At 43.6% G+C, this 25,082-nt stretch carries 34 protein-coding genes; 20 read left to right on the forward strand and 14 right to left on the reverse strand.

The window, feature by feature from the left end:
* Positions 1 to 164 precede the first annotated feature (164 nt).
* Together BLV00_RS00090 and BLV00_RS00095 are read left to right on the forward strand one after the other, a co-directional pair.
* Entirely contained in the window at positions 165 to 1,016 is an 852-nt protein-coding gene (locus tag BLV00_RS00090) for a YitT family protein (RefSeq protein WP_093040909.1), read from the forward strand.
* A 67-nt stretch (positions 1,017 to 1,083) separates the two neighbouring features.
* Positions 1,084 to 1,977 (forward strand): BsuPI-related putative proteinase inhibitor, encoded by an 894-nt coding sequence (locus tag BLV00_RS00095; protein WP_093040911.1) that lies wholly within the window; start codon positions 1,084 to 1,086, stop codon positions 1,975 to 1,977.
* A gap of 221 nt (positions 1,978 to 2,198) precedes the next feature.
* Here the strand turns inward: BLV00_RS00095 and BLV00_RS00100 are convergent, their stop codons facing one another.
* Complete coding sequence (locus tag BLV00_RS00100; protein WP_093040913.1) at positions 2,199 to 2,462, reverse strand: NifU N-terminal domain-containing protein; 264 nt, start codon at positions 2,460 to 2,462, stop codon at positions 2,199 to 2,201.
* A gap of 146 nt (positions 2,463 to 2,608) precedes the next feature.
* Here BLV00_RS00100 and BLV00_RS00105 point away from each other — a divergent pair, with 146 nt between their 5' ends.
* Positions 2,609 to 3,031 (forward strand): hypothetical protein, encoded by a 423-nt coding sequence (locus tag BLV00_RS00105; RefSeq protein WP_093040915.1) that lies wholly within the window; start codon positions 2,609 to 2,611, stop codon positions 3,029 to 3,031.
* 73 nt (positions 3,032 to 3,104) lie between these two features.
* Complete coding sequence (locus BLV00_RS00110; protein ID WP_093040917.1) at positions 3,105 to 3,743, forward strand: SDR family oxidoreductase; 639 nt, start codon at positions 3,105 to 3,107, stop codon at positions 3,741 to 3,743.
* Between the two features lie 66 nt (positions 3,744 to 3,809).
* Here the strand turns inward: BLV00_RS00110 and BLV00_RS00115 are convergent, their stop codons facing one another.
* From BLV00_RS00115 to BLV00_RS00120, 3 genes are all read right to left on the reverse strand, one after another.
* A complete protein-coding gene (locus BLV00_RS00115; protein ID WP_342721958.1) occupies positions 3,810 to 4,070 on the reverse strand; it encodes a DUF3813 family protein in 261 nt (86 codons plus the stop codon).
* 1 nt (position 4,071) lies between these two features.
* Positions 4,072 to 4,221, reverse strand: a complete 150-nt coding sequence (locus BLV00_RS21780; protein ID WP_166761337.1) for a hypothetical protein — start codon at positions 4,219 to 4,221, stop codon at positions 4,072 to 4,074.
* 100 nt (positions 4,222 to 4,321) lie between these two features.
* Positions 4,322 to 5,155, reverse strand: coding sequence for a Cof-type HAD-IIB family hydrolase (locus BLV00_RS00120; RefSeq protein WP_093040920.1), 834 nt, complete (start codon positions 5,153 to 5,155; stop codon positions 4,322 to 4,324).
* Positions 5,156 to 5,319: 164 nt separating this feature from the next.
* Between BLV00_RS00120 and BLV00_RS00125 the strand changes: the two genes are divergently transcribed.
* The 5 genes from BLV00_RS00125 (at position 5,320) to moaD (ending at position 7,842) form a co-directional block, all read left to right on the forward strand.
* Positions 5,320 to 6,093, forward strand: a complete 774-nt coding sequence (locus tag BLV00_RS00125; protein WP_093040924.1) for a serine aminopeptidase domain-containing protein — start codon at positions 5,320 to 5,322, stop codon at positions 6,091 to 6,093.
* 105 nt (positions 6,094 to 6,198) lie between these two features.
* Positions 6,199 to 6,483, forward strand: coding sequence for a metal-sulfur cluster assembly factor (locus tag BLV00_RS00130; RefSeq protein WP_093041902.1), 285 nt, complete (start codon positions 6,199 to 6,201; stop codon positions 6,481 to 6,483).
* Between the two features lie 130 nt (positions 6,484 to 6,613).
* Complete coding sequence (gene mobB / locus BLV00_RS00135; protein ID WP_093040926.1) at positions 6,614 to 7,141, forward strand: molybdopterin-guanine dinucleotide biosynthesis protein B; 528 nt, start codon at positions 6,614 to 6,616, stop codon at positions 7,139 to 7,141.
* A gap of 3 nt (positions 7,142 to 7,144) precedes the next feature.
* A complete protein-coding gene (locus tag BLV00_RS00140; protein WP_093040927.1) occupies positions 7,145 to 7,612 on the forward strand; it encodes a molybdenum cofactor biosynthesis protein MoaE in 468 nt (155 codons plus the stop codon).
* Positions 7,609 to 7,842, forward strand: coding sequence for a molybdopterin converting factor subunit 1 (moaD, locus tag BLV00_RS00145; RefSeq protein WP_093040929.1), 234 nt, complete (start codon positions 7,609 to 7,611; stop codon positions 7,840 to 7,842). Before BLV00_RS00140 ends, moaD begins: the two co-directional genes overlap by 4 nt.
* 195 nt (positions 7,843 to 8,037) lie before the next feature.
* Here moaD and BLV00_RS00150 read toward each other — a convergent pair whose 3' ends face one another.
* From BLV00_RS00150 to BLV00_RS00170, 5 genes are all read right to left on the reverse strand, one after another.
* Positions 8,038 to 8,334, reverse strand: coding sequence for a metal-sulfur cluster assembly factor (locus tag BLV00_RS00150; protein WP_093040931.1), 297 nt, complete (start codon positions 8,332 to 8,334; stop codon positions 8,038 to 8,040).
* A 17-nt stretch (positions 8,335 to 8,351) separates the two neighbouring features.
* A complete protein-coding gene (locus BLV00_RS00155; protein WP_093040932.1) occupies positions 8,352 to 9,599 on the reverse strand; it encodes a hypothetical protein in 1,248 nt (415 codons plus the stop codon).
* A gap of 1 nt (position 9,600) precedes the next feature.
* Entirely contained in the window at positions 9,601 to 9,816 is a 216-nt protein-coding gene (locus BLV00_RS00160) for a DUF2249 domain-containing protein (protein ID WP_093040934.1), read from the reverse strand.
* Entirely contained in the window at positions 9,813 to 10,064 is a 252-nt protein-coding gene (locus BLV00_RS00165; protein ID WP_093040935.1) for a DUF2249 domain-containing protein, read from the reverse strand. The genes BLV00_RS00160 and BLV00_RS00165 overlap by 4 nt, the downstream gene beginning before the upstream one ends.
* 77 nt (positions 10,065 to 10,141) lie before the next feature.
* Positions 10,142 to 10,834: a Crp/Fnr family transcriptional regulator gene (locus BLV00_RS00170; protein WP_425441618.1), complete on the reverse strand. Its 693-nt coding sequence runs from the start codon at positions 10,832 to 10,834 to the stop codon at positions 10,142 to 10,144.
* Positions 10,835 to 11,037: 203 nt separating this feature from the next.
* Here BLV00_RS00170 and BLV00_RS00175 point away from each other — a divergent pair, with 203 nt between their 5' ends.
* From BLV00_RS00175 to BLV00_RS00190, 4 genes are all read left to right on the forward strand, one after another.
* Positions 11,038 to 13,404 carry a nitric-oxide reductase large subunit gene (locus tag BLV00_RS00175; RefSeq protein WP_093040938.1) on the forward strand — a complete coding sequence of 789 codons (2,367 nt, stop codon included), beginning with the start codon at positions 11,038 to 11,040 and terminating at the stop codon, positions 13,402 to 13,404.
* Between the two features lie 26 nt (positions 13,405 to 13,430).
* Positions 13,431 to 13,670 carry a DUF2249 domain-containing protein gene (locus tag BLV00_RS00180; RefSeq protein ID WP_093040940.1) on the forward strand — a complete coding sequence of 80 codons (240 nt, stop codon included), beginning with the start codon at positions 13,431 to 13,433 and terminating at the stop codon, positions 13,668 to 13,670.
* Between the two features lie 222 nt (positions 13,671 to 13,892).
* Positions 13,893 to 15,026 carry a TIGR04053 family radical SAM/SPASM domain-containing protein gene (locus BLV00_RS00185; RefSeq protein ID WP_093040941.1) on the forward strand — a complete coding sequence of 378 codons (1,134 nt, stop codon included), beginning with the start codon at positions 13,893 to 13,895 and terminating at the stop codon, positions 15,024 to 15,026.
* 40 nt (positions 15,027 to 15,066) lie between these two features.
* Entirely contained in the window at positions 15,067 to 15,783 is a 717-nt protein-coding gene (locus BLV00_RS00190; RefSeq protein WP_093040943.1) for a YwiC-like family protein, read from the forward strand.
* Here BLV00_RS00190 and BLV00_RS00195 read toward each other — a convergent pair.
* Together BLV00_RS00195 and BLV00_RS00200 are read right to left on the reverse strand one after the other, a co-directional pair.
* Positions 15,780 to 16,481: a Crp/Fnr family transcriptional regulator gene (locus BLV00_RS00195; RefSeq protein WP_093040945.1), complete on the reverse strand. Its 702-nt coding sequence runs from the start codon at positions 16,479 to 16,481 to the stop codon at positions 15,780 to 15,782. The genes BLV00_RS00190 and BLV00_RS00195 overlap by 4 nt on opposite strands.
* A gap of 186 nt (positions 16,482 to 16,667) precedes the next feature.
* Positions 16,668 to 17,486 (reverse strand): undecaprenyl-diphosphate phosphatase, encoded by an 819-nt coding sequence (locus BLV00_RS00200; protein WP_093040947.1) that lies wholly within the window; start codon positions 17,484 to 17,486, stop codon positions 16,668 to 16,670.
* A gap of 304 nt (positions 17,487 to 17,790) precedes the next feature.
* Here BLV00_RS00200 and BLV00_RS00205 point away from each other — a divergent pair, with 304 nt between their 5' ends.
* Positions 17,791 to 17,970: a YjzC family protein gene (locus BLV00_RS00205; protein ID WP_028782041.1), complete on the forward strand. Its 180-nt coding sequence runs from the start codon at positions 17,791 to 17,793 to the stop codon at positions 17,968 to 17,970.
* An 89-nt stretch (positions 17,971 to 18,059) separates the two neighbouring features.
* On the opposite strand, the gene BLV00_RS00210 is transcribed toward BLV00_RS00205, so the two are convergent.
* Positions 18,060 to 18,233, reverse strand: a complete 174-nt coding sequence (locus BLV00_RS00210; protein ID WP_093040948.1) for a YjzD family protein — start codon at positions 18,231 to 18,233, stop codon at positions 18,060 to 18,062.
* Positions 18,234 to 18,377: 144 nt separating this feature from the next.
* On the opposite strand from BLV00_RS00210, the gene BLV00_RS00215 reads away from it, so the two are divergent.
* Together BLV00_RS00215 and BLV00_RS00220 are read left to right on the forward strand one after the other, a co-directional pair.
* Positions 18,378 to 18,974 carry an NAD-dependent epimerase/dehydratase family protein gene (locus BLV00_RS00215; RefSeq protein ID WP_093040950.1) on the forward strand — a complete coding sequence of 199 codons (597 nt, stop codon included), beginning with the start codon at positions 18,378 to 18,380 and terminating at the stop codon, positions 18,972 to 18,974.
* 93 nt (positions 18,975 to 19,067) lie between these two features.
* Positions 19,068 to 20,021 carry a BMP family ABC transporter substrate-binding protein gene (locus BLV00_RS00220; RefSeq protein WP_245728675.1) on the forward strand — a complete coding sequence of 318 codons (954 nt, stop codon included), beginning with the start codon at positions 19,068 to 19,070 and terminating at the stop codon, positions 20,019 to 20,021.
* 221 nt (positions 20,022 to 20,242) lie between these two features.
* Here the strand turns inward: BLV00_RS00220 and BLV00_RS00225 are convergent, their stop codons facing one another.
* The gene (locus BLV00_RS00225) at positions 20,243 to 20,470 is read right to left on the reverse strand and encodes a hypothetical protein (RefSeq protein ID WP_093040952.1); all 228 of its coding nucleotides are present in this window, start codon (positions 20,468 to 20,470) and stop codon (positions 20,243 to 20,245) included.
* A gap of 150 nt (positions 20,471 to 20,620) precedes the next feature.
* On the opposite strand from BLV00_RS00225, the gene BLV00_RS00230 reads away from it, so the two are divergent.
* Together BLV00_RS00230 and fabF are read left to right on the forward strand one after the other, a co-directional pair.
* Positions 20,621 to 21,559: a beta-ketoacyl-ACP synthase III gene (locus BLV00_RS00230; RefSeq protein ID WP_093040954.1), complete on the forward strand. Its 939-nt coding sequence runs from the start codon at positions 20,621 to 20,623 to the stop codon at positions 21,557 to 21,559.
* A 15-nt stretch (positions 21,560 to 21,574) separates the two neighbouring features.
* Positions 21,575 to 22,813: a beta-ketoacyl-ACP synthase II gene (gene fabF, locus BLV00_RS00235; RefSeq protein ID WP_093040956.1), complete on the forward strand. Its 1,239-nt coding sequence runs from the start codon at positions 21,575 to 21,577 to the stop codon at positions 22,811 to 22,813.
* 52 nt (positions 22,814 to 22,865) lie between these two features.
* On the opposite strand, the gene BLV00_RS00240 is transcribed toward fabF, so the two are convergent.
* Positions 22,866 to 23,849 (reverse strand): LCP family protein, encoded by a 984-nt coding sequence (locus BLV00_RS00240; protein WP_093041908.1) that lies wholly within the window; start codon positions 23,847 to 23,849, stop codon positions 22,866 to 22,868.
* Positions 23,850 to 23,999: 150 nt separating this feature from the next.
* Here BLV00_RS00240 and BLV00_RS00245 point away from each other — a divergent pair, with 150 nt between their 5' ends.
* Together BLV00_RS00245 and BLV00_RS00250 are read left to right on the forward strand one after the other, a co-directional pair.
* The gene (locus tag BLV00_RS00245) at positions 24,000 to 24,218 is read left to right on the forward strand and encodes a YuzI family membrane protein (RefSeq protein WP_342721959.1); all 219 of its coding nucleotides are present in this window, start codon (positions 24,000 to 24,002) and stop codon (positions 24,216 to 24,218) included.
* An 80-nt stretch (positions 24,219 to 24,298) separates the two neighbouring features.
* A complete protein-coding gene (locus tag BLV00_RS00250) occupies positions 24,299 to 25,063 on the forward strand; it encodes a YjbA family protein (RefSeq protein WP_093040958.1) in 765 nt (254 codons plus the stop codon).
* Positions 25,064 to 25,082: the final 19 nt, after the last annotated feature.

Below are 25,082 nucleotides of genomic sequence, written 5' to 3' on the forward strand. Positions count from 1 at the left end.
CTATATAAGGAAACTGTCAAAACATTTCACGCTAATGAAGGGAATAGGTGATTATTTTTTCCTAGGTGGGGGAATGGGGAATTGATGCTTGATTTTCGTTCACTGGGGTGATAAAAAAGAATAGTGTTTTTCGCTATTATAAGTTCTTTTTAAAGGAGGCAACTATGTTTTCATTTGAAGCCAAACGGATTGTTGTTGTCATATTCGGCGCCATCTTAAATGCGCTTGCTCTAAATATGTTTTTAATTGAAGCGAATGTATATGCGAGCGGTTTTACAGGTGTCGCTCAGCTGACAGCCAGTATTCTCAAGGATTTCTTAGGGGTGCCTGGCATCAGTACAGGTTTGCTCTTATTCGTATTGAATATTCCGGTTGCCATATTAGGCTGGTATAAAGTAGGGAAAGGATTCACGGTCTACAGTGCACTATCCGTAGCTTTCACCACTGTATTTCTTGGGTTCATTCCGGTAAAACAGCTCTCTGAGGATATCATACTTAATGCTGTATTTGGTGGAGTGCTCGGTGGAGCGGGCGTCGGCCTGACACTAAAGTGGGGTGCTTCCACCGGGGGTCTCGATATCGTAGCAATGGTATTGTCCAGGATGAAAGACCGTCCGATCGGCATCTATTTTTTAATTTTGAACAGTGGCATTATTGCACTGGCGGGGCTATTATATGAACCGGAAAACGCCTTGTATACCCTATTAACCTTATATGTATCGACTCGGGTCATTGATGCCATACACACCCGTCACGAGAAACTGACTGCTATGATCATTACCACCAAGGCAGCAGAGTTGGAAAAAGCCATCCATTCCAAAATGGTACGCGGGATCACTACCTTACCGGCACGAGGTGCTTTTACCCAGCAGGATAAAAATATGCTGGTCATGGTCATCACACGTTATGAACTTTACGATCTGCAGGGAATTATCAATGAAGTCGATCCACAGGCGTTCACAAATATCGTCCAAACGACAGGGATCTTCGGATTTTTCCGAAAAGACGACAAATAATGTAACCTTTGGTAAGTTCATACGTCTATATTAATGAACCCACCTAAAAAGAAGGAAGTGACGGACAATGAAAAGGGGATGGATGCTTCTTATTGGGCTGATGGTAATGCTACTTGTCGCAGCCTGCGGAGCAAAGGAAAGTCAAGGGGACTCTGGAGATGAAGGGGCAGAAGACGTAATGAAAGAGGAAGAGACAAGCAGCAACGAAGGTCAAAATACTGTCCAGGAGGCGGTTAGTCAGTTGGCTGTAGATGCTACGATTACGCCTGAAAGTGACAAGGTAACATTCAGTTTCTCTATGGAGAATCAAGGGGACAAAGCATATGATCTTGGTTTTTCATCCGGCCAAAAATATGAAATCGTTGTAAAAAATGAGGAGGGAGAGGAAGTATACCGATACTCAGAAGGACAAATGTTCACGCAGGCGTTAGAAACAAAAACCATTGAACCAGGAGAGAGTATCAGCTTTGAAGAAGTATGGTCCGCAGACATCAAGCCAGGAGAATACGATGCGGCGATCTCCATTGAAGTAAACTCGATCAACGAGCAATCGCTGGAGGCGAAGCCATTCAAAGTGACTAAAGCATTTACCGTGGAAGGGAAGCAAACCACAGAAGAGCAGGAAGGTAACTCTGGCGATTCAGTTGCGGAAGGAGAAGCTTTCCGTAATATTGAGGTTTCTGGAGAAAAAGGTTCCTATGTTGTTACAGGGGAAGCAAAAGTATTTGAAGGTTCGTTCGTATATAATGTAGAGGATGGACATAATATGCTGATTGAAAACACCACCCATCAAGTGGATGAAGGTGCTCCTTCCTGGTCATCGTTCAAACTTGAAATAGAAATTAGTCAAGAGGAGCTCCCGCAGTTTGGCTCCTTGACGTTAACCATGTTCGAAATCGATCCGAAAACCGGCAACCCGACCAACGTGAATTATATTCCTTTAGAACAGTTTCAGGGATAATTGTCAGGTTAAACAGCTTAAAAGAGTGTAACACAAAAAAGCATAGAGATATAAGGCTCTAAGCTTTTTTTGTGTGCTTCCTTTAATACTCATCTAAGTGACGCATCAACAAAAAATCGAGGATAAAACCTTAACGATTTTATCCTCGATTTTTTTTGCCGTCAATTAAGTTAAAATACTTACCTTGGTTTTACTTAACGATATTGAATCGCAGTATGGTTTTAATAGTTGTGCTTTTCGAATACTTCTTCAATCTTCGGTGTCAGGCTGTCCCACTCAGCATCGAATTTTTTGTTGACGGTGATGAAATTCTGGAAACCGAAAACGTTATCCACGCCTTCCACTGTCATCAAATCGTTCAATATTTCATGTTCACTAGTCTGTCCTGCCATGACTGATACACTGCCGTCACCGCTGAAAATCATGGAATCCGTAGTGAATTTCATTGCATTCGGGTTTGGTGTTGCTTCTACTTTTACACTCATTTTTTTAAAACCTCCTCCATACATCTGTTTTCATTCTATCAAAAATTCACGGATTCACAAAAGATTACTTTTTCCGCAGGTTTACAGTATTATTTCGATGGTAAAATGATTTACATATTGAGGTGAGCAGGAAAGGAAGAGGGTACATGTACCAGACTGGTTTATTGGTGGGTACTATTGCCGGCATGGCGCTGGCAATAGTTCTTTGGGCCGCTGAAGCGGCAACCGGAATCAAAGTATATACGCTATTAATGAATGTAGATTTTATTCCCTGGATAGGACAGATCGATTGGCCTGTTTATATGGAGTGGTTCTTCCATATGATTATTTCCTGGGGAATAGGCGTGATTTATGTCTTTTTATTGCACTATTCAGTAAGTGACGCCCCAATCCATCAATGGTCGCTAGCGTTAACTCTCGCGACACTGGCAGGTCTGACATACTTTCCACTGACCGCTTTAGCTATCAAGGAGACACCGGCCATCGATGATATCGCAGCCATTGCAATCTGGTCCGCAGGGCATGGGTTATACGCAGTGGTGATGAAGCTCACTTATCGCATGAGTTAAATACAGGTTTGAATCAGGCCGGTTCAGGTTACAAGAATTATGCATATATTCTTGTTGTTAAGGAGCGGATATAATGAAAGTATTAGTTGCTGGAGCAAACGGTCATACAGGTCGATTGTTAGTACAAAACCTGGATGCTGCAGGTCATGAAGCCTATGCTATGGTGCGAAAAGAAGAGCAGAAAGAGGCCATGGAAGGCTTAGGAGGTATTCCGGTACTTGCCGACTTAGAAAGCGACGTCGGTCATGCGGTGAAAGGCATGGATGCAGTCATATTTGCAGCTGGGTCCGGTTCCAAGACACCGCCAGAAAAAACAAAGGATGTCGACAGGGACGGTGCCATCAATTTGATTAAAGAGACAGAAAAACTGGGAAGAGCCCCTAAATTTATCATGTTGAGCGCCATGAAAGCAGATAATCCGGAAGAAGGCCCGGAGCAATTGAAATACTATTTAGAAATGAAAGGCGAAGCAGATGATTATCTTCGCAAGACGGAGCTTAATTATACCATTGTACGTCCAGGAGCGCTGACTCACGAGGCAAGTACTAGTAAAATCAAGGTAGGTAAATCGGTGGATCGCGGCTCTGTATCCCGTGCAGATGTTGCAAAGACAATGATTGCAGCGCTTGAGGAACCGAATGCCTATCGTAAAACCTTCGAAATGGTAGAAGGCGATACGCAAATTGAAGACGCATTGAAATCATTGGAGTAATAAATGGAACAAAGACAAAGACTGGTTCAGATTAATCTGAACCAGTCTCTTTTTGCGGGTGATAATTTACAGCTCGTTATGGCGCTTTAATTGCTGTTCAAGCTGCTGTAGCTGCTGCTTTTCTTCAGGAGTGCTAGTGGCATAAGCGGACTGAATGGCCTGTTGAGCCGCTTGTTTTTCCTGTTCATTGGACTGTCCGCGAGCTGCGTTGGTGATACGATTGACGGCATTTCTCGCACTCTGCATAAGATTGTTATTGCCTTGATTGACAGCATCCATGGCATTTTGCATAGCGTTATTGTTATTATTGTTTCGTTGGTTGTCCATCCTAAAAACCTCCTACAGTGTGACGGTCAGCTTCTTCACGTTTCCGTTCGACGTCTGAAAAGCGCTCCCGGTAGGGGAACCGTTCATCATGCTTTTTGACTGCGTCTGAACCCTGTTGTACAAAACGTTTGGATTTGTTGTTCTTAGCCATAACAAGACCCTCCCGAATTAAAAAGCCTGAACGTTTTTATCAAAACGCTCAAGCTTATTATGACTCAGGAGAGTCTTCTTATTCGTTATCAAAATATGGGTTAAATGGCTTTTGTATTCAATTTCAGATACTCCTCAAGGAAGCTTCCAATGCCATTATCCATATTCGAGTGCGTGATATGCTTAGCAATCCCTTTCAATTCATCAATACCGTTTTTCATTGCGACGCCTACACCTGCGTATTCGATCATTTCCAGATCATTATCTTCATCTCCGAATGCGATGATACGGTCTTTGGGGATATGATAATAACGGGAAATTTTATCTAATCCGACGGCTTTATTCAAGCCTTTACGGACAATTTCAATGACGTGATAAGGTGCTCCCCATTTGCGGTGCTCGATGAGTTCGGCATGATTGTCTTCCAAACCTTGCCTTAGGGATTGAATTTGATGTTCGTGGGGATAAATAAGTAACGAAGTAGGATCTTCTTTCAGTTGATGTTTCAAGTTTCCTACAGTCACTGGGTTAGTATCCCCGGTTGCATGAAAAAGTTCCATAACTTCCTCGTCGTGCTGATCCAGGAAGACATCATCTTTAATTTCGGCTAACAAGTTTTTTACTTCCATCTCGTAGCAGTCATGAATGATGCTTTTTGCTGTCCGGATCGGAAGTGGAGAATGGAGCGCATCCCATTTATGGTCTGTCGGGTGATGAATCAGGGCCCCGTTGAAATTGACCATCGGAGTATCGAGTCCGAGTTCATGGTAATAATCAATGCTTGCCCGGTGAGGACGGCCGGTAGCGATGACGACTATGTGGCCTTCCTCTTTCGCTTTCAATACCGTTTGTTTTGTGCGTTCGCTAATAGTTTTTTCATCTGTCAATAATGTGCCATCTAAATCCAATGCGATCAAATGCTGTTGTCTGCTCATATTTTTCACCTCGTTGCTCTATAGTTTAGCGGTTTTACAGCTATTTGCAAAGTGATTCTGCTTTAATTATCTGTATACCCATGTTACGATTTGATTATATTATGTCAATATTAGGATGAACTAAACGGCAAGTAAAGTTTTTGCAAAGAAGGGAAATAGCAATTATGGTAACGGTCAATCGCAAATTTATCGAAGGAATCCCTGTATTAGTAATCGTAGAAGCAGAAAAATATGATCAGCCGCTCCCTGTCGTTACATATTTTCATGGGTTCACCTCAGCTAAAGAACATAACTTGGCACAGGCTTATCTTTTAGCACGTAAAGGCTTCCGGGTACTGCTGCCGGACAGCATGGATCACGGAGAAAGGGCAGTGGAGCAGACCCAGGAAGAACTGCAGTTCAAGTTCTGGGACATTGTCCTGGCCAATTTAGAAGAGCTTAAAAAAATTAAGACAGCAATTGACGATAAGGGCTGGACAAAAGGACAGCGGTTTATTGTGGCCGGAACCAGTATGGGAGGCGTCACCACATCCGCGGCTCTTACGCAATACCCATGGATAGATGGCGCTGCAGTCATGATGGGCTCCCCTAAACCAGTAGAATTTGCGCAAAAGATGATTGCTGATGTCCGTAATATGGGTGTGGAAATGCCGATAACTGAAGAGCAAATGGACGCATTGATGAAAGCTTTGTCTGAAATCGACCTGTCCCGCCAGGTGGAAAAGCTCCATGGCCGCCCTATCTTCTTCTGGCATGGAGATGCAGATCCTGTCGTACCATTCGAGCATTCCTATGACTTTTACAATGAAGCGATCCATCATTATAAAAATCCGGAAAATATCCGGTTCCTGCGGGAAATCGGAAAAGATCATAAAGTGACTCGATTCGCAATTCTGGAAATGGTCGATTGGATGGATAATCAATTTAATACCTATTAAGTGATAGGAATCATTTTAATCACTGAAGAATTTTGTTTATAATAAGAATGAACATTCAGGAAGGGGGAACGATTCGTGGAAGATAAAGCATTGGAAGAAAATCTTATGGGCGCACTTGAAAACGTCATTGACCCTGAACTTGGGATAGATATCGTAAACTTGGGACTTGTTTATGGTGTAGATGTGGACGAAAACAACACATGCACGGTGACAATGACCTTGACTGCAATGGGTTGTCCGTTAGCAGGTGTCATTGAGCAAGATGTGAAACGTGCGCTTGCTGACATTCCGGAAGTAGACGAAGTGGTCGTGAACATTGTATGGAATCCGCCTTGGACAAAGGACAAGATGAGTCGCTATGCGAAAATCGCGTTAGGAATTCCAGATTGATTTCAAAGAGTGAGAGGCTCTGCCGGCAACGGCAGAGCCTTTTGGTTATCTGGGAGAGTTACTGTAATTGTCACAGCATTTTTTAAACAATAGTTTTAAACTGTACATAGAGAATAAAGGGGGAGCGCATATGCCGAAAGCCAGTTCTTTTCCGATCATTCAAGTGATCGGGTATAAAAACAGCGGGAAAACAACGATGGTGAACCGTCTGATTCGCTACGCTTCGGATCATAATATTAAAACTGCTTCGCTGAAGCACCATGGCCACCAGGATAGTTTGACACCGATCCACGCGGGTACAGACAGTTATACACATAAAGAGTCGGGTGCTTTTATAACGGGAGTAGAAGGCGGCGGATCCTTGCAACTGGAGTTCGGTGAGGATATCGACGTTTCCCTCGATCAGCTGATTAAAATTTATGAAAGCTTTTCTCCAGGATTACTGGTGGTGGAAGGGTACAAACAAGAAGTACATCCCAAAATTGTCATGATTCGGAAAGAAGCGGACCTCGAATTGATTACAACCGTCTCCAATATTAAAGCGATCATCCGATGGAACGCTCAACTGGAGAATCCATCCGAAGATATTCCGGTGTTTGAGTTAGAGCATATTGATGACCATTTAGCGGAATTGATATATTTGTGTAAAGAGGTGTAAGTTATGAGCGAAAAATTTTGGATTTCTGAGCAACCATTGAATATACAGGAAGTAGTTGATCTCGTAACCAGAAGAGAAGCAGGGGCCATTAACACGTTTATTGGTACGGTTCGTGAGTTCACGAAAGGAAATCGGACGCTTTATTTGGAATATCAATCTTATGTACCGATGGCTGAAAAAAAGCTTGCCCAAATCGGTGATGAAATTAACGAAAAATGGCCAGACGCCGACACGGCGATTGCCCACCGGATCGGACATTTGGATATTACCGATATAGCGGTTGTCATTGCTGTATCCACGCCACACCGGGCCGATTCCTATGATGCAAGCCGTTATGCCATCGAGCGTATTAAAGAAATCGTTCCTATATGGAAAAAGGAACACTGGGAAAATGGGGAAGAGTGGATTGGTGATCAAAAGGAACAGAAAGCTTACCCGCAAGGACAACCAGATGAGGAGGATTTGATATGAATAAAATTCTATTATTTGCCGGACTTCAGGAAAAGGCAGGCCAGGCTGAAGTAGAGCTTAATGCCGTAAATAAAAGCATCGCAGAAATAAAATCCATGCTGAAAGAAAGCTACCAGATGGAGGAAATCGATACATCGATGGCAGCGGTCAACGAAGAGTACGCCAATGGTGACTTTGTCGTGAAAGAAGGAGATACGATTGCCTTTATCCCCCCGGTCAGCGGTGGCTGATTAGATGACTGGAAGTGAGACATTTCTTTTGTGTATGAGCCAAAAGGGCTTATATATGGGGGGGTTTATCCCCGATGAGAGACAATCCCGCTAATAAGGGAGAGTAGCGAAAAAAGAGAGACAGATATAGTCTTAAGAGAGACATTCCACGTACAAAAATGCTCAGCGCCCAAGTGAGGGAGCTGAGCATTTTCACTACATCAACATTTCTTTGGCGCGGCTGCTCATTTTTTCCGGCGACCAGGCAGGATGCCAGACCAGCTCGACATGGACATCATTGACTTCATCTACCCCATAGATCATTGCTTCTGCGCCGCTGACGATACTGTCATGGAGTGGGCAGCCGGGAGTGGTCAACGTCATTTGCACATGAACATCGTTTGTTTCGTTCACATCTATTTTATAGACAAGCCCCAGGTCAACGATATTGATGCCAAGTTCCGGGTCAATCACTTGATATAGTGCTTCTTCGACTTGTTTAGTCAAATCCATGATAAATCACTCCTTGGTTATCTAGTTAAAACACGGAAGATTGAGCCTGCGTATAACAGCGAAACAATCGTTAAAAGTCCCTGAGCTGTAAAAACTGATACTGGCATTTCCAGCATGGCGGTGACCGCCAGTATTAGCACTCCGGCAGTCATGGCCGCGAAAAGAATGGTACCCCATTTTTCCTGGATCATTTCCTTCAATGTCGGTACATCTTTTTTACCGACACTGCCGGAATACTTATGGGTCCACCATAAAAATGGAACTATTTTGTAAAGATAACCCATGATGCTGAAAATGATCCACATCATGATGTAAAGATAGATCATCCAGCTCCAGATGGTAACATCCTTGACGTGGAACATACTCATAACCAGGGCGGATGTATGGATCACCCACCCGAAGCAAATGGAGACTAACGAGAAAACAAACGGCTGATCGAGCTTTTTTTTGATTCGCTTTGTGACTATTTCCTCCATGTCGACGGCATAGCCGGTAAAACCGATCCATAGGAAGCCCCATCCGAATGTCAGCAGCCAGCCGGCAGAAGACCACACACCAAGTATCAGCAGTATAAGGCCAGAAACATAACTGATAAAAGCAGGCTTTGCCCATCGCATTGAAAAGCCATGAGAGAGGCTGAACATGGGCACCATTTTATAGGAAAAGCCAAAAATTAAAAGCGTAAACCAGCCAGTAAGGCCGAAAATCAAATGAGATTTGAACAAAGAGTCATAATAGACGAGCGTTCCGAACGCCAGGTTCCAGGTCAAAAAAAGTCCGGCCAGAATCGTCAGTAAGAAGAATACTAGTGCTCCACCGACAAACCAGCTCATGATATTTGCTTTTTCCTGCTTAAGTAAAGTCATACCGATTTGAAACAAGAACATTAAAATACCGAGGACTGTCAGGCTCCCTGCAATGATCGCGGCGTCAGGTTTCAGGGACAGCGCTATTGATAAACCAGCAACCCCGACAGCTGTTATAAAAAATTGAATGAAGCCGAATCTTTCATTCCAAATCGGTGTCAAAAAAGCGACAGGAACGAGCTGGTACATGGCACCCATGACGACCATCACCGCCCATCCCAGTAAGAGGAAGTGGGCGGCCATCCATAAGTCAGGCATTCGGAATATCCCGTTGCTCAAAGCAGCAGTGTTCATCCATAAAAGCGACTGGGCAGCGATAAAGGATACCAGGCCAAAAAGGATGAAGGCGAGCGGCAGTTTGATATTGGTTTCTGTTTTGGTCTGCATCTGCGGTATCATGTTAATCACCAGATTTCGTAATTGTTATCCGGAAGCTCCCATCTTCTTGTTGAACCGTTTCATAAAGATGGCCAAGTTCGTCAAGTTCAGCGAATAAAAACATCGGGCGGCGGTCATTGATGATGACAAGTGCTTCCTTATCGGTCAATTCCTCAAGTGCCGTCAGGGTCCGCATCATCGGCTGTGGCGGTTCTAACCCACGGTTATCAAGTATCATTGCAATCCACCATCCCGTTTATAAAAAGTGACTTGCCAGTGTTTTGGCTCCACTTGCTCTAAATGATGATCAAATCCCTTTTTATCCAACACCTTTAGTAAGGGGATCGGTTTGAACGGTGCGTGCAGCAGGAGTGCTTCACCATCCTTCAAACTTTTTATGGTATCCATGATTTTATGGAACGGGTCATTTTTCAGTTTCAAATCTTCCCTGACGTCCAACTCTACGATAGCAGCTTGTTCTGACATATTTATCACCCCATCATTGATTTATACCCCTATGATAATCATTTTCAATTAAACAGGAAGTGATGATCGTCACAGGGTTAGAAGAGTTCTTCCTCCAATGCTTCCGGGTGTAATTTGAAATAGCCGTCAAAATCGGTGTAGACGAGATTGTTTTTCTTCAGCTGTGTCAGTGTCCGGCTGACGGTTTCCCGGCTCGATCCGATCATGTTGGCAAGTTCCCGGTTGGTGAAATGGGAATGGAGCTTTACCCAGCCATCTTTTTCTTCCTTACCGTACAACTTGCCCAGCCGGATCAATAGCATGATGATCTGCTCATAGGTGTTATGAAGAATCTGTTCTTCCAGCCGGTTATGCAGGTCGACGATTTTATCTCCGAGTACCTTGAAGAGCTTTACGGAAATCTCGGGATGATTAATCAATGTCTGTTCAAAGGAAGGAATCGGAATATGAACGAGCATTGCTTCATCTAATATTTCCGCATGAGCCGGGCATTCATCTTTCCGAAAGAAACCCTGGTGGGGAAACATGTCGCCAGGCTGAAGTACGTTGACGATCTGTTCTTTACCGTGAAAGTCTGTTTTATAGATTTTCACTCTTCCTTTATTGATGAAATATACATTCTGCAAGGGATCCCCTTGCATGAAAACATGGGTGCCGGCTCTGTATCGGCGGGATTTAGCCAGTTCAAGGACTGGTTCCATTTCTATATCTGTCAAATCTTTGAATATAGGAACATTCTGTAACAATTGTTGTGTAGAATGGAATTTCACATTAAACATCCTTTCTTATCCAATTTCTACTATATATTGTAGCATCAAAAACAGGTATTTTTGATACTACTTTTTGAACAATTTATAACTATCTTTATACGTTGGCTGTGATGAAAATCATAGGTGTCTGTTGCTTCTTCTCACACCCGGATGAAAATTACAGGAGTAACATGAAGGCATACAAACGAAAGGATGTGAACGTGATGGGTGTTCGCAAACTGGAGGAATGGCAGCAGAAAGAAGCCAAACCTACCACGAAAAACGGATTACTTAAATCTATTTTAATCGTTACTTTATTAGCAAGCTTCACAGTTTTAATCGTTGGGGGATTTTGGATATTCGAAAATATGGCCCCTCGTCCGATGGAAGCGACCAGCTCAGACGGAGAAGTCGTCATGACGCAGGATTCCATCATCGGCGGTCAGGCTGTGTTCCAAAAATATGGATTGATGGATTACGGGACGGTCTTAGGACACGGATCCTATATGGGTCCTGACTATACGGCGGAAGCACTCAAGGTCTACACCGTCGGTATGCAAGACTTTTACGCCATGAAAGAACACGATCAAGCCTATGCGGACTTGAATCAAGAGCAGCAGACGGTGATCAAAGAAAAAGTCATAACAGAAATGCGGGTCAACCGGTTTAATGAAGAAACCAGTGAACTGCCGCTGACCGATGCTCAGGTATTTGGACTGGAGCGGGTCGAAGCTTATTACGAAGATGTATTTAAAAATGGAGATGGCTGGGGGTTAAAAGCCGGCTTGATCCAGGAATCACACGTACCGGGGGAAGGGGAGCGTTTATACGTTGCAGACAGCGACCAGATTACGCAGATTTCCCATTTCTTCTTCTGGACCGCATGGCTTTCCAGTACAGAGCGGCCAGATGATGATATCACTTATACAAACAACTGGCCTTATTTTGAGGATGCCGGGAATACGATGGCTTTCTCGGCGGTCTGGTGGAGTGGTGCCAGTGTCACTGTCTTGATCTTATTCGTCGGTCTGATTTTGTTCGTATTCTATCGTTATCATCTTGGCATGCAGGAGGCTTACACCAAGGATAACTATCCGACCTTCAACCTTGCCAAGCAGAGTCTGACATCCTCCCAGGTGAAGTCAGCCAAGTACTTCCTGGTTGTAGCCTTACTGTTCCTGGTGCAGGTCATGTTCGGTGCCCTGATGGCCCATTATTACGTCGAACCGGATTCGTTCTTCGGAATGGATTGGATCTTTGAACTATTACCATTTGGCATCGCCAAAGGCTACCATTTGCAGCTTGCAATCTTCTGGATAGCAACCGCATGGCTGGGGATGGGAATCTTTGTCGCACCAATTGTCGGTGGCCATGAGCCGAAACGTCAAGGTTTACTCGTCGATATTTTATTCTGGGCATTAGTAGTCTTAGTCGGTGGCTCAATGATCGGCCAATGGCTCGGAGTCAACGGCTATCTTGGCAACCTATGGTTCCTGCTTGGCCACCAGGGCTGGGAATACTTAGAGCTCGGGCGGATCTGGCAAGTGATTCTCGTTGTCGGAATGCTGATCTGGCTGTTTATCGTCTACCGGGGCATTCGAAATGGTTTGAAAAAAGAACGGGATAAAGGCGGGCTTGTCCACTTATTATTCTACGCATCGATTGCGGTTCCAGCTTTTTATATCTTTGCATTCTTTATCAACCCAGGTGCCAACTTCACGATGTCTGACTACTGGCGCTGGTGGATCATCCATCTTTGGGTAGAAGGTATTTTTGAAGTATTCGCGGTCGTCGTCATCGGTTTCTTGTTAGTACGGATGAAACTGGTTACCAAGAGTTCTACCGTCAAAGCGCTATACTTCCAGCTGATTATTCTGCTCGGAAGTGGCGTTATCGGTATCGGTCACCACTATTACTATAATGGTTCAGCTGAAGCCTGGATCGCACTTGGATCTGTCTTCAGTGCCCTGGAAGTTATTCCATTGACATTGCTGGTATTGGAAGCCTATGACCAATACAAAATGATGCGTGACGGGGGAGTCGATTTCCCTTACAAAGCCACGTTCTGGTTCCTTATTTCCACAGCGATTTGGAACCTGGTCGGAGCTGGTGTGTTAGGATTCCTTATCAACCTGCCAGCCGTCAGCTACTTCGAGCATGGACAGTTCTTGACACCAGCTCATGGTCACGGAGCGATGATGGGAGTTTACGGAATGTTCGCGATTGCCGTATTGCTGTATTCCTTAAGGAATATCGTCCGGCCAGATAAATGGAATGACAAGTGGCTGAAAATCTCTTGTTGGACATTGAACATCGGGCTTGCAGGAATGATTCTGATTTCCTTATTACCAGTCGGATTCCTGCAATTGAAGGAAGCATTCGAAAGTGGTTACTGGGCGTCCAGGGATTCGTCATTCCTTCAGCAGGATATCATTCAGGAGCTATTGACAATCCGTGCAATCCCAGACGTGATTTTCATTATCGGTGTTGTGATTTTAGCGGTCTTCGCAGTGAGATCCATGTTCCATCTCCGTCCCGCTACACATAAAGAAGGAGAGCCGCTACCAATCGACGAGGTAGAAGAAGATTAATAATCAATGATGTGGAGGAGATTTTTATGAAAAGTCAAGAATTCGCTGCTAAGATTTATGCGCCGGAGATTGAACCAAAGATACGTCACCCAAGGATACTGGAAACATTTGATGAACTGGATAGTGGTCAAGTGATGGAGTTGACCAATGACCACGATCCCCGCCCATTGCGGTACCAGTTCATGGCGGAGCGGGAAAACCAGTTCGAATGGGAATATCTCGAAGAAGGTCCAGAACAGTGGCGTGTAGCTATTTCTAAAAAATAATAGGGGAGAGACTGCGGCATGAATCTTTCATGCCGCAGCTTTTTCATGCGAAGTTCTTTCCTTACTCAATTATCTGCATATTTTATGAAAACTTTTTGAATAAAGAAGGGAAGTGTCCATGTCTTGTGATGTAAATCACAACTAAAGGTCACATTCTTCGCTACAATTGAACCATGAAAATAGTGTTAACCAAAGTTAGGGTGGCACGAAGGAGGGAACGTCATGTTCAACCGTGACTATAATGAAAATCCTTTTATTGTGATTTGGGAACTTACAAGAGCGTGTGAATTGAAATGTCTCCATTGCCGGGCAGAAGCTCAGTATATGCGAGATCCTCGTGAGCTATCGTTTGAAGATGGTAAAAAGCTGATTGATGACATATATGAAATGGAAAATCCGATGCTGGTCTTCACAGGAGGAGACCCATTGATGCGTCCGGATGTTTTCGATATTGCCGAATACGCAGTCAAAAAGGGAGTCCGTGTTTCCATGACGCCTTCTGCTACACCGAATGTTACAAAAGAAGCGATGGAAAAAGCCAAGGAAGTAGGGTTATCGCGCTGGGCATTCAGCCTGGATGGACCGAATGCCGCAGTTCATGATCACTTCCGGGGGACCTCAGGATCGTTTAATCTGACGATGAATGCAATAAAATATCTTCATGAACTTCAAATGCCAATCCAGATCAATACCGTCATCTCCCGTTATAACTACGACCACCTGGATGAAATGGCCGCGTTGATCGAGGAATTGGACTGTGTATTGTGGAGTGTGTTTTTCTTGGTACCGACTGGACGCGGACAAGAAAAAGATATGATCACGCCGGTGGAGCACGAAAAAACATTCAAGTGGTTATATGAACTGTCTAAGCGTGTTCCATTCGATATTAAAACGACAGCAGCACAGCATTACCGGAGAGTTGTCATTCAGAACAAGATGAGGGAAAGCAGTCAAACGACAGCCAATAAGGAAATTAACTATCAGGATGCGTTGATGAATGGGACGACAGGACAGATTGATGGTCTAGGCCGGGCACCAAAAGGGGTGAATGATGGCAATGGGTTTGTTTTCATTTCCCATATCGGTGATGTCTATCCAAGCGGGCTGCTTCCAATCAAGGCGGGGAATGTGAAAGAAACACCACTCGCAACGATTTATCGGGAGTCTGAAGTATTCAAAAATCTTCGTAATACGGATGCTTATAAAGGAAAATGCGGGGTATGTGAATTCCGGCATGTATGCGGCGGTTCAAGGTCACGTGCTTATGCGATGACAGGGGATTACATGGAAAGTGAACCGTATTGCGTCTATATTCCGAAAGCACTACGCGGGAAAAAGAAAGCCGGCACGGTCTGATGACGGATGAAGTTTATACCATTTAAACGAGGTGACGGGTATGAAATTATTTCTCCCTAAACAGCACGGGGCTTGGGCGATGTTGACAGTGCCGTTTCTTTTAGGAATGGTAGCGGGTGGGTTCGACTGGCTGCAGCTGCCCTTGCTGATTGGATGGGTGGCTTTATATTTAGCGACTTATCCATTGATTTTGGCCGTGAAAAAAAAGAAGATCCGGTTTCACATGAACTGGTTTTTCAGATATTTTATCGTCGCAGTTATTTTTGCTTTACCAGTTTTAATTGTCGAACCTTTCTTATTGTTGATTGCATTCATGATGGTGCCCTTTTTTATCATCAATTTATGGTTTGGAAAAAGAAACAAAGACCGCTCGCTTTTGAATGATTTCGCAGCAATCACCGCTTTTGGTATCAGTGGTATTGCTTCTTATTATTTGGGAGGAGGGTATATCGACGAGCTTGCATGGTCGGTGTTCGTATTGGCGATTTTGTTTTTCTATGGGAGTGCTTTTTTCGTTAAAACCATGATCAGGGAAAAGAAAAATCCAGCATTCCGCTGGATATCGTGGGGCTATCATGTGATTGTGGTCGGATTGTTCCTTGCTACAGGAGCATGGATGGTAACGCTTGCTTTCATTCCAAGTCTTGCCAGAGCCATCTATTTATACGGAAGGCAATTGAAGCCGATGCAGATCGGCATCCTGGAAATCGGAAATTCCTTGTTTTTCTTAGTAATTTTATCCGTCGGTTTCTTTTAATCAATGCTGCATAAGACAATCGGACAATTTTCACAATTGATTTCATCTTTTAAATACTGGAGGTCCTTGACTACGATTTTGTTTTTTTCCATCTCAAGGACTTCTTTTCGTTTCAAATCACTGAGCATCCGATTGACGCTTTCTCTTGAGGTTCCGCAGAAATTGGCTAGTTCCTGATTCGTCAATACGATATCAATAAGAATATCATCGGGTCGTTTAACGCCGTAGCTGTTGGTGAGACGGATCAACGTAGAATACAAGGCACCTTTTTTGCCATGCAAAACAAGGTCGCGGAACTTCGTTTGTGTCTTACGGAAATGCTCGCTCATCCACTTCATGAATTCAAAAGCGAGTTCTGTATTGGTCAGTAATTCCCGCTCTAAGTAATCTTTTTTTATAACGGCAACTTCGGCATCCTCCATCACTTTCGCGTTCAAGAGGTAAGTCGCGTCATCAGTAAACAGCGTAAGTTCCCCGATGATATCGCCTTTTTGGCAGATACGGAGGGAGAGTTCCCTGCCATCGGGAGAAATTTTACTGATTTGGATTCTTCCAGATTGGATGATGAACATCTGATCGGCATCTTCGCCTTCCTGGAATAAGAACCGGTTCTTTTCGATTTTTTGTACATGATCCACGGACGAAAGCAATTCTTTCAAGTTTTCAGATATGGAATGTTTGCTCAATTGCTTTACCATATGCACAATCCCACCTTTATCTATTCATGTCTGGAATGCTGGTTATATTTAGCAAGTTGTTATTACTCATTTAAAATCATATCCTAACCTACGTCAAGATATGATAGAAAGAAAGAGGATGGTTTCCACCATCCTCTTTTAGCTTATAGGGTTTTCTTTTGTGACGTTGTGACCTTTATCACACCATTATAAAATCATGATAGCTATCGCCCCAACGACGAAGCAATAAAAGGTGAAATATTTTAAATTCCCTTTTGCCATGATATTCATGAACCATAACAAGGCAAAATAAGTTGCGATGATCGATGCGATGACTGCGAGCGTCCAAAGTACCCACATCTGTGAAATGTTTTCCTCGAGTAAATCCCCAATAGACATAACCATCGTACCAAGACTGATCGGTACATATAATAAGAAAGAAAAGCGCAGGGCGGTTTCCTGCTTCATGCCGAGCAGCATTGCTGCCACTATGGTAGCACCCGAGCGGCTGATTCCTGGAATCAATGCTACGGACTGGGCAAGACCGACAATTAAAGCATCTTTCCAGTTAAGTCCGCCTTCCCCTCTTGTTCCGCGGATATTACGGATGATCCATAACGCTATCCCCGTGATGATCAACGTAACCCCGACCAATTGAGGCGCTTTGAAGGTTTCACCGATCCAATCCTCGAAGAGCAGTCCAAGGACGCCGGCAGGGATGGTTCCGATGATCAAGTAGACAATAAACATGAATTCCGATTTATTTTTTTCATCTTTATGGACGGCATAGCTAATCCCATTTTGCGCCAAACGGATGATATCTTTCCGGTAAACCATCAATACAGCGATCAGTGAGCCGAAATTGAGCAGCACTTCCAGCTGAAGCCCTTCCAAGTTCATACCGAAAACAGACTGTAATAGGGACAAGTGGCCGCTTGATGAAATTGGAATGGGCTCTGTGACCCCTTGGAACAGCCCTAAAAATATGTATTTTATTAATAACCAAAACTCCGTAGTTGCTTCCATATCTATAACCTCCTGGGTAAACCGCGATATTTTTTGAGATTTACTTGCTGAACATTGGTTTCGTTACATTTGAATATGGTGGAGGGGGTCTGGGAAACCACTCGCTTTCCGAAGCCCCCTTTTACACATGAAAGCTTTGGAATCGAGTCTACGATTTTACGCCCTCTAAAAAAATTAACAACCTTCAACAGAGATACAATTCATTATTAGCCTATGTTTGTACACGGGGAGAATGACTCTTCACGTATGAAAGACAGGCGGATGCACATGATAAAACTATATAGAATAAAAAGGAGTGTGCACAATGGGTCAAAGACACCAATTTCGAGCAGGCGATCATGCCCCGAATAACGGGGTATATGTAGAAATCGGCGAAACAGGAAGCATGGTCACAGAGCCGCAGCAAATCCATTTGAAGGCTGGCGACCGCTTTCCTGAAACAAAAAACCAGGACCGCATTTGGACGTATAAACGCAAACCTTAATATATCATGAATACAAAAGGCTGTCTCCATAAATGGTCAACTTCACACCATTGGAGACAGCCTTTTTTTTGTATTTGTTTTTATAGGATCTAAGCCTCGTCCTTGATCAATCCATCACCAAGAACAACCGCAGCTCCAGAGAATAGTACGGTTAAAACAACAACTTGTACGAAACTGAAATCGGAGCTTTGCATATTGCTGATAACATACGTAATCATAAAGCTTAATAAGAAAGCCCAAAAGATAGTCCAAAAGAAACGCATATCTGTTCACCTCATTTAACATTCTCTCATTAGTTTATCAAACCCCGTAAGAAAAATAAATATGAAATCGCTTTAGTCGATGAATAATTGAATAACACCCCCCTTCTTATGAATAAATATGGAATAGCGAAGGGGGACGCGAACATGGTTTATATCATCGATGCATGCTTCCATTGGATAGGATTTCATCTAACGCAGCATTTGCTGACAGAAGGGTACGAAGTGATTGGAATTGATCCGCTTGAAGGTACAAAGCAGGAGAACCTGTACTTTTTTATCGGTCGAAACAGCCGTTTTCAACATTTTCATTCTATAGAAGAAATGGAGCGGCATTGTCATAACGAGACGATTGAAGCAGTTATCAGTGTTGGCAGTCCTGCAGATGGAAGAAGCCGTTTTGGTGAATTGTTTGTTTATGAAAGTGTGGAAGGTTTCATGAATAGGAAAGGCAACGGTGTTGAGCTTCCGCCACTGTACGGAGAATGGATGCCGCGGGATGAACAGACAATTTATATCAGTAAGACAGAACCATTATTATTTTCCGATCTGGTAGATAGGGAGGATTCCCTCTATATAGAAGACTTTATTGTATATTTCTTTAAGAACTTTTCGGAAAAAGGAACGAGCTTCTCAGCAAGTGATTTACTTTCTCTCCAGTCACCGTCCACAAAAAATAACGAAGAATTGAAAGAACAGTTACAGGAACATTACCGACAATACCGCCGGATTTATGAATATTAGGTTAATATTCCTACTAATTCATTTACTTATAATAGTAAATATAGTTAAAATAAGAATAACAATGTGATAAGTGAAGCTGTAGGAGTGCTTATAGTGAAAAAAATTATCGTAATAGTCATGCTGGCAATGATGATATTGACTGGTTGCAATGTCGGTTTCAGTGAAGGAGAAATTAGATCTGTCGGGATGCTGGTGGAAACAACGATCCATGACCAGGCATGGGGACAGAAAGGTTATAAAGGATTGTTGGAAGTAAAAGAAGAATTTGGTGTCGATGTGTATTTTAAGGAAGGCATCAAAAACCAATCTGATGTAAACCAGGCAGTAGATGAGCTGGTTGATAAAGGAGTCAATGTCATCTTCGGCCATAGCAGTATTTATGGAGAATATTTCAAAAAGATACATGAGGATTATCCGGAAGTCCAGTTCGTTTATTTTAACGGCGGCTATTCTGCTGAAAATGTCACGAGCCTAAATTTCAGCGCGGATGCCATGGGTTTTTTCGGAGGAGTAGTAGCCGGCAGTATGACGAATTCTAATCAAATCGGATTGATTGCCGCCCATGAATGGCAGCCGGAAGTGGAAGGATTTTACGAAGGGGTCAAATATATCAACCCGGAGGCGAAGGTGAACTTTTCCTTCGTAGGGAGCTGGGATGATACAGAACAGGCCATGCGGTTATATGACCGCATGGCCCAGCAGGGAGCCGATGTCTTCTATCCTGCCGGAGATGGTTTCAATCCGCCGATGATCCAGCAGATTCAAAATGATGGCCATTATGCCATCGGGTATGTATCCGACCAGTCATCTCTCGGGGAAGGAACCGTTTTGACCAGTACAGTCCAGCACGTGGAGAAATTATATGTGATAGCGATGGAACGCTTAATGGAAGGAAAGCTTCCAGGAGAAGTATTAACCTTTGATTTCCAGGATGGTGCCATTTCAATGGGGAAGTTCAGTCCTAATGTTCCTGAAGAGGTAAAGGATCAGGTCAACAACATGGTAAATAATTATATTGAAACAGGAGAGCTCCCGACAGAGAGATAAATATAGAAAAGCCGTTGCTTAAGCATAAAAGCAACGGTTTTTTTGCATATCAGCGTAAGACAAACGAAATTAGCATGAAGAGAGACAAGCTCTTTCTATATGTGTATCTGGGGAGAGGGGGAGAAATAACCTGCAAATAAGAGACATTTTTGAAAAACGGAAAGCAGGTTTCTTCTTATTAAAAATAACACCTCCGTTGGCGGAGGTGCTTTATAGTCTGCTTACTGGTCGCTTCCGCTTTTGAACTTATCGATTGCTTTCGATAGGTTTTTGATATAGGGGTTGAAGGCGTGGTAGGTATCGGACATGCTTTTCATAAATTCCATCCAATCAAAGGATGATTTTTCCTCTTGTTTTTCAGCAACGCTTGTATCACGATTCCGGTCCCGGTTATGGTTACCAAACATGAAAGCATCAAAAGGATCCTGTCTCTTTTCGTTATCTGGCATAGCTAACACCTCCTGCATTATCCTATGTAAGCAGGGCCGACGCTTGTGGGCGCGGGACTTTTGAATACTTGCTAAAATGAAGCTTATACATTAAAATTAGGACCAAGTCATAATAATTAGTATTAGACACTACCATAAGGGGATGGATATATGAAAGCTGGAATTTTAGGTACTGGCCACTTTGTACCGGAAAAAGTCCTCACGAATAAAGATTTAGAGAAAATGGTTGATACGAGCGATGAATGGATCAAGTCTAGAACCGGGATAGAAGAACGCCGGATTGCGGACGATGATATGGATTCATCTGATATGGCATTCCGTGCTTCCGAGCGTGCACTTGAAAATGCCGGAGTCAGGGCGGAAGACCTGGATATGATCCTTGTTGCTACCGTGACACCGGATACACCTTTCCCATCGGTTTCCTGTATGATTCAGGAACGCCTTGGTGCAAAGGGAGCTGCCGCGATGGATGTCAGTGCAGCTTGTACTGGTTTCATGTACGGCTTAGCGACAGCTAAGCAATTCATCGAATCTGGTGATAATAAAAATATTTTAGTCGTAGGTGTAGAAAAGCTATCGAAAATCGTCGATTGGGATGATCGGAATACGGCTGTCTTATTCGGTGACGGTGCCGGAGCGGCTGTCGTCGGTCCTGTCAGTGAAGGAAAAGGAATCCTTTCTTATGAATTGGGAGCGGATGGCGCCGGCGGCGAGCATCTATACCAGGACGAAGAAGATCACCTGTTCATGAATGGACGGGAAGTGTTCAAATTCGCAGTGCGCCGTATGCCGGAAGCATCAGTCAATGTGGTAGAGAAAGCCGGATTCAATAAAGAGGATGTGGACTATCTTATCCCACACCAGGCAAACATCCGCATTATGGAAGCAGCCCGGGAGCGCCTTGGTATATCGGAAGAAAAAATGGCGATCAAAGTGAATAAATATGGAAACAATTCAGCAGCTTCCATCCCGATCGCATTGTCTGAAGCAGTACAAGAAGGTAAAATAAAAGAAGATGACCTGGTCGTCCTTGTCGGGTTCGGCGGCGGATTGACTTGGGGAGCAGTCGCCCTGCGCTGGGGCAAGTAGAAGGAGGAAGCAGGTATGGATAATAAACGTGTTGTCATTACAGGGCTTGGAGCGATTTCCCCTGTAGGAAACAATGTCAAAGATATGTGGGAAAGTATCACTTCCGGCCGTTCCGGAATAGATACGATGACAAAGATTAATAAAGATGATTACCCTGCCAAAGTGGCAGCGGAAGTAAAGGATTTCGACCCGACTGATTTCATCGAAAAAAAAGAAGCGCGCAAGATGGATCCGTTCACCCAATACGCGGTAGCAGCTTCCTTGATGGCGGTCAAAGACGCCAACCTTGAAATCACAGAAGAGAATGCTTATCGTACGGGGGTCTGGATTGGCTCAGGTATCGGCGGTATGGGAACTTATGAAGAACAGTTCGAAAAGTTCCAGAAAAAAGGATACCGGAGGGTTAGCCCGTTTTTCATTCCAATGATGATTCCAGATATGGCAGCTGGGCAAGTATCGATCACACTGGGAGCAAAAGCGATGAACTCTTGTACCGTGACAGCATGTGCTTCTGGAGCAAACTCGATCGGGGATGCGTTTAAAGTCATCCAACGGGGGGATGCTGATATCATGATCACTGGGGGCACAGAATCACCAATGAATAAGATGTCGTTTGCCGGCTTCTCCTCTGCAAAAGCATTATCCTTTAATGAAGATCCGAAGACAGCGAGCCGTCCGTTCGATAAAAACCGCGATGGTTTCGTCATGGGTGAAGGTGCTGGAATCCTGGTTATGGAAACCTTGGAATCTGCACAAAAACGAGGTGCCCATATTTACGGAGAAATCGTAGGGTATGGTTCTACTGGAGATGCCCATCACATTACGGCACCAGCACCAGAAGGAGAAGGTGCCGTCCGTGCGATGAAGCAGGCACTTGAAGATGCTGGCATGAGTCCGGAAACAATTTCTTATATCAATGCGCATGGTACATCAACTGAATTGAATGACAAATTCGAAACGATGGCCGCTAAGCAGGTATTTGGAGAGCATGCCCGTAAAATAGCCATGTCTTCCACCAAATCGATGACTGGCCATCTGCTTGGTGCAGCCGGGGCGATTGAAGCGATCATTTCCTTGAAAGCGATCGAGGATGGTATTTTGCCTCCAACCATCAATTATGAAACACCAGACCCGGATTGTGATCTGGATTATGTACCGAATGAAGCTCGTAAACAGCAAGTGGATGCTGTCATGAGTAACTCGCTTGGATTCGGCGGGCATAATGCCAGCCTCGTCTTCAAAAAATACGAATGATACGTGCATAAAAAAATGGTGCGATTCCTTTAGGGATCGCACCATTTTTATTTTATTCTGTTGTTTTATCTTCGAGTTGGAAAAACTCTTGTAAGGCTTCACGGTTCTTTTTTTCATCATGGGCAAGCACTGCTCCGGCATGACTGTATCTTTCATCCCAGTAGGAACCTTCCACGGGAACACGTAACGTGTCAATATTGTCAGGAGCATTAAAGATGAAATCTTTCCCGAGTCCGACCATCTTGCCAGAATCGATGTTGGTATCAATGTAGGGCTGCAGCGTACCGATCAATCTAGGCACCTTTAGCAGTCCTTTGGCAGAGACGAGTTCATCCTTCATTAATTGGATGACTTCCTGCTGCCGTTTTACACGGCCAAAGTCACTGAAAGCGTCCCCACGGTAGCGGGCATAGCCTAATAATTCTTCCCCGTTAAGCTTTTGGGTGCCTGGTTCTAAGTTGATGGTGCCTGCGTTATCTTTATAGTACATTTTTTTCTCTACATCCACTTTGATACCTTCTGGTGCTACGGTATCGACGATCTGTTTGAATCCGTCAAAATCGACGATCGAATAATATTCTGTTTCAATGCCAAAGTTCTTTTTGATCGTTTGTCTAAGCAGCTCCGGCCCACCAAAGGCAAACGCGGCATTCAGCTTATTGTAGCCATATCCTGGGATATCCACGTAGGTATCCCGCATCAAGGATGCCAGTTTTGCTTCATTTTCTTCAGGGTCATATTGTGCAATCATAATGGTATCTGTACGCATCGTTTCTTTATTGCTGCGTTTATCGACACCAAGCATCAGCACAGTTGTTTTACCATCTTTATTATCCACGCCCTGGAATTCATCTTTGAATTCACTATTTTCAAGCTCTCCTTCAGACTCGCCCATAGCGTCCCGTTTACCTGCCATATATTCATAGCTGCTAATTCCGATTCCTATTAATAAGAAAATCAGAGCCACAGCAATGAAAACTTTCCTTTTCCTTTTCTTCTTTCGGTTTTTCTGTTTGTATTCTTTTCGAGTGGTCACCAAAGTATCACCTCATTTAAAAAAACCACTATCTATTAATTTACCGTTTATAGCATAGATAGTAAATAGTTTTTACGGATGATATCGTTTTCATGTCATGTTAAGAGCGTTTGTCTCATATATTTAACAAAAAATGGACAGGCTGGAGGGATGGATATTTTTTATTGGTTCGTGTTTTTAGTAGGGTTCGGTTTCACTGTTAGTGGTGGAATATCCTTGATTTCTTATATGAATCTGCTTCCAGCGGGCTTTACCTGGCTCGAATACCTTCAGTTTGTCCAGACGCGCAGCGAGTGCTGGTTATTTCCAATTGGTATCATTCTTATGCTGCTTTCGACATTAAAAATTGGACAATCTCCTTGTCAATAATTCCAATTTAAGAATAAAACTTCCAGATTTGGCCATACTGATGGCAAATGAAACTAAGGGATGGAAGGTGAGTACCGGGTATGTTATATTTACATGATGTTTGGGTGAACTGGTTCGAAGGGGAGGAGAACGGATACAACGTTTCTCCATTTCATGAGTGGCGGAAAGAAGATGGGATTGAGCTATTGGATCAAGCTCCGCTGCTGTATATAACAGATGATTTATATCAGTATATTGAAAATGATTTACAGGATTTGCCGATCAGTTTGTTAGAATCCATCCATAGAAGAGCTTACTTAAGAAAAAACCAGGAGCGTAAGTCGCTCGATTATGCTGCTATTGTTACCAATGGTCATTCTGTGCTTGCATTCGATACACTGGGCTATACACTTCCAGTCCGTAAGAGCAGACTGATTCCACGCCAGGAAAGACTAGCCCTAGAAATGATTGAAGGACAGAAGCCGAATAAATATGACTGGGACCCTGCTTTAGCAAGAAAAGAACATCATATCCTTTCTTTGTCTCCAGAATACATGCTGGGGCTGACGAGGAAGGAAAGACAACTGAAACAGTTGCTGATGATGGCGTTGGACCAATTACAGCATACAGATAATCCGGAAGAAATCCGTTATTGGCTGACCGAATGGGAGCCGAGCCATTATCCGATGGTTAAAGAATATACGATTGAACAAGCTTGGCAAAAACTTTATGAAGGAACAACCCCAGGGTGGAGCCGTTCTCATGAGGAGTTATGCGGAAAAATCATCAAGGGGCAGCCATTCTTCGAGAAAATTTGGGAATTAGAAAATCATAAAGCAGAAGCAGGAATAAAAAACCAGAATTGAAGGTCTCCTTCAATTCTGG

Origin of the sequence: Thalassobacillus cyri (assembly GCF_900107755.1) — a bacterium.
GTDB classification, from domain to species: Bacteria; Bacillota; Bacilli; order Bacillales; family Halobacillaceae; genus Thalassobacillus; species Thalassobacillus cyri.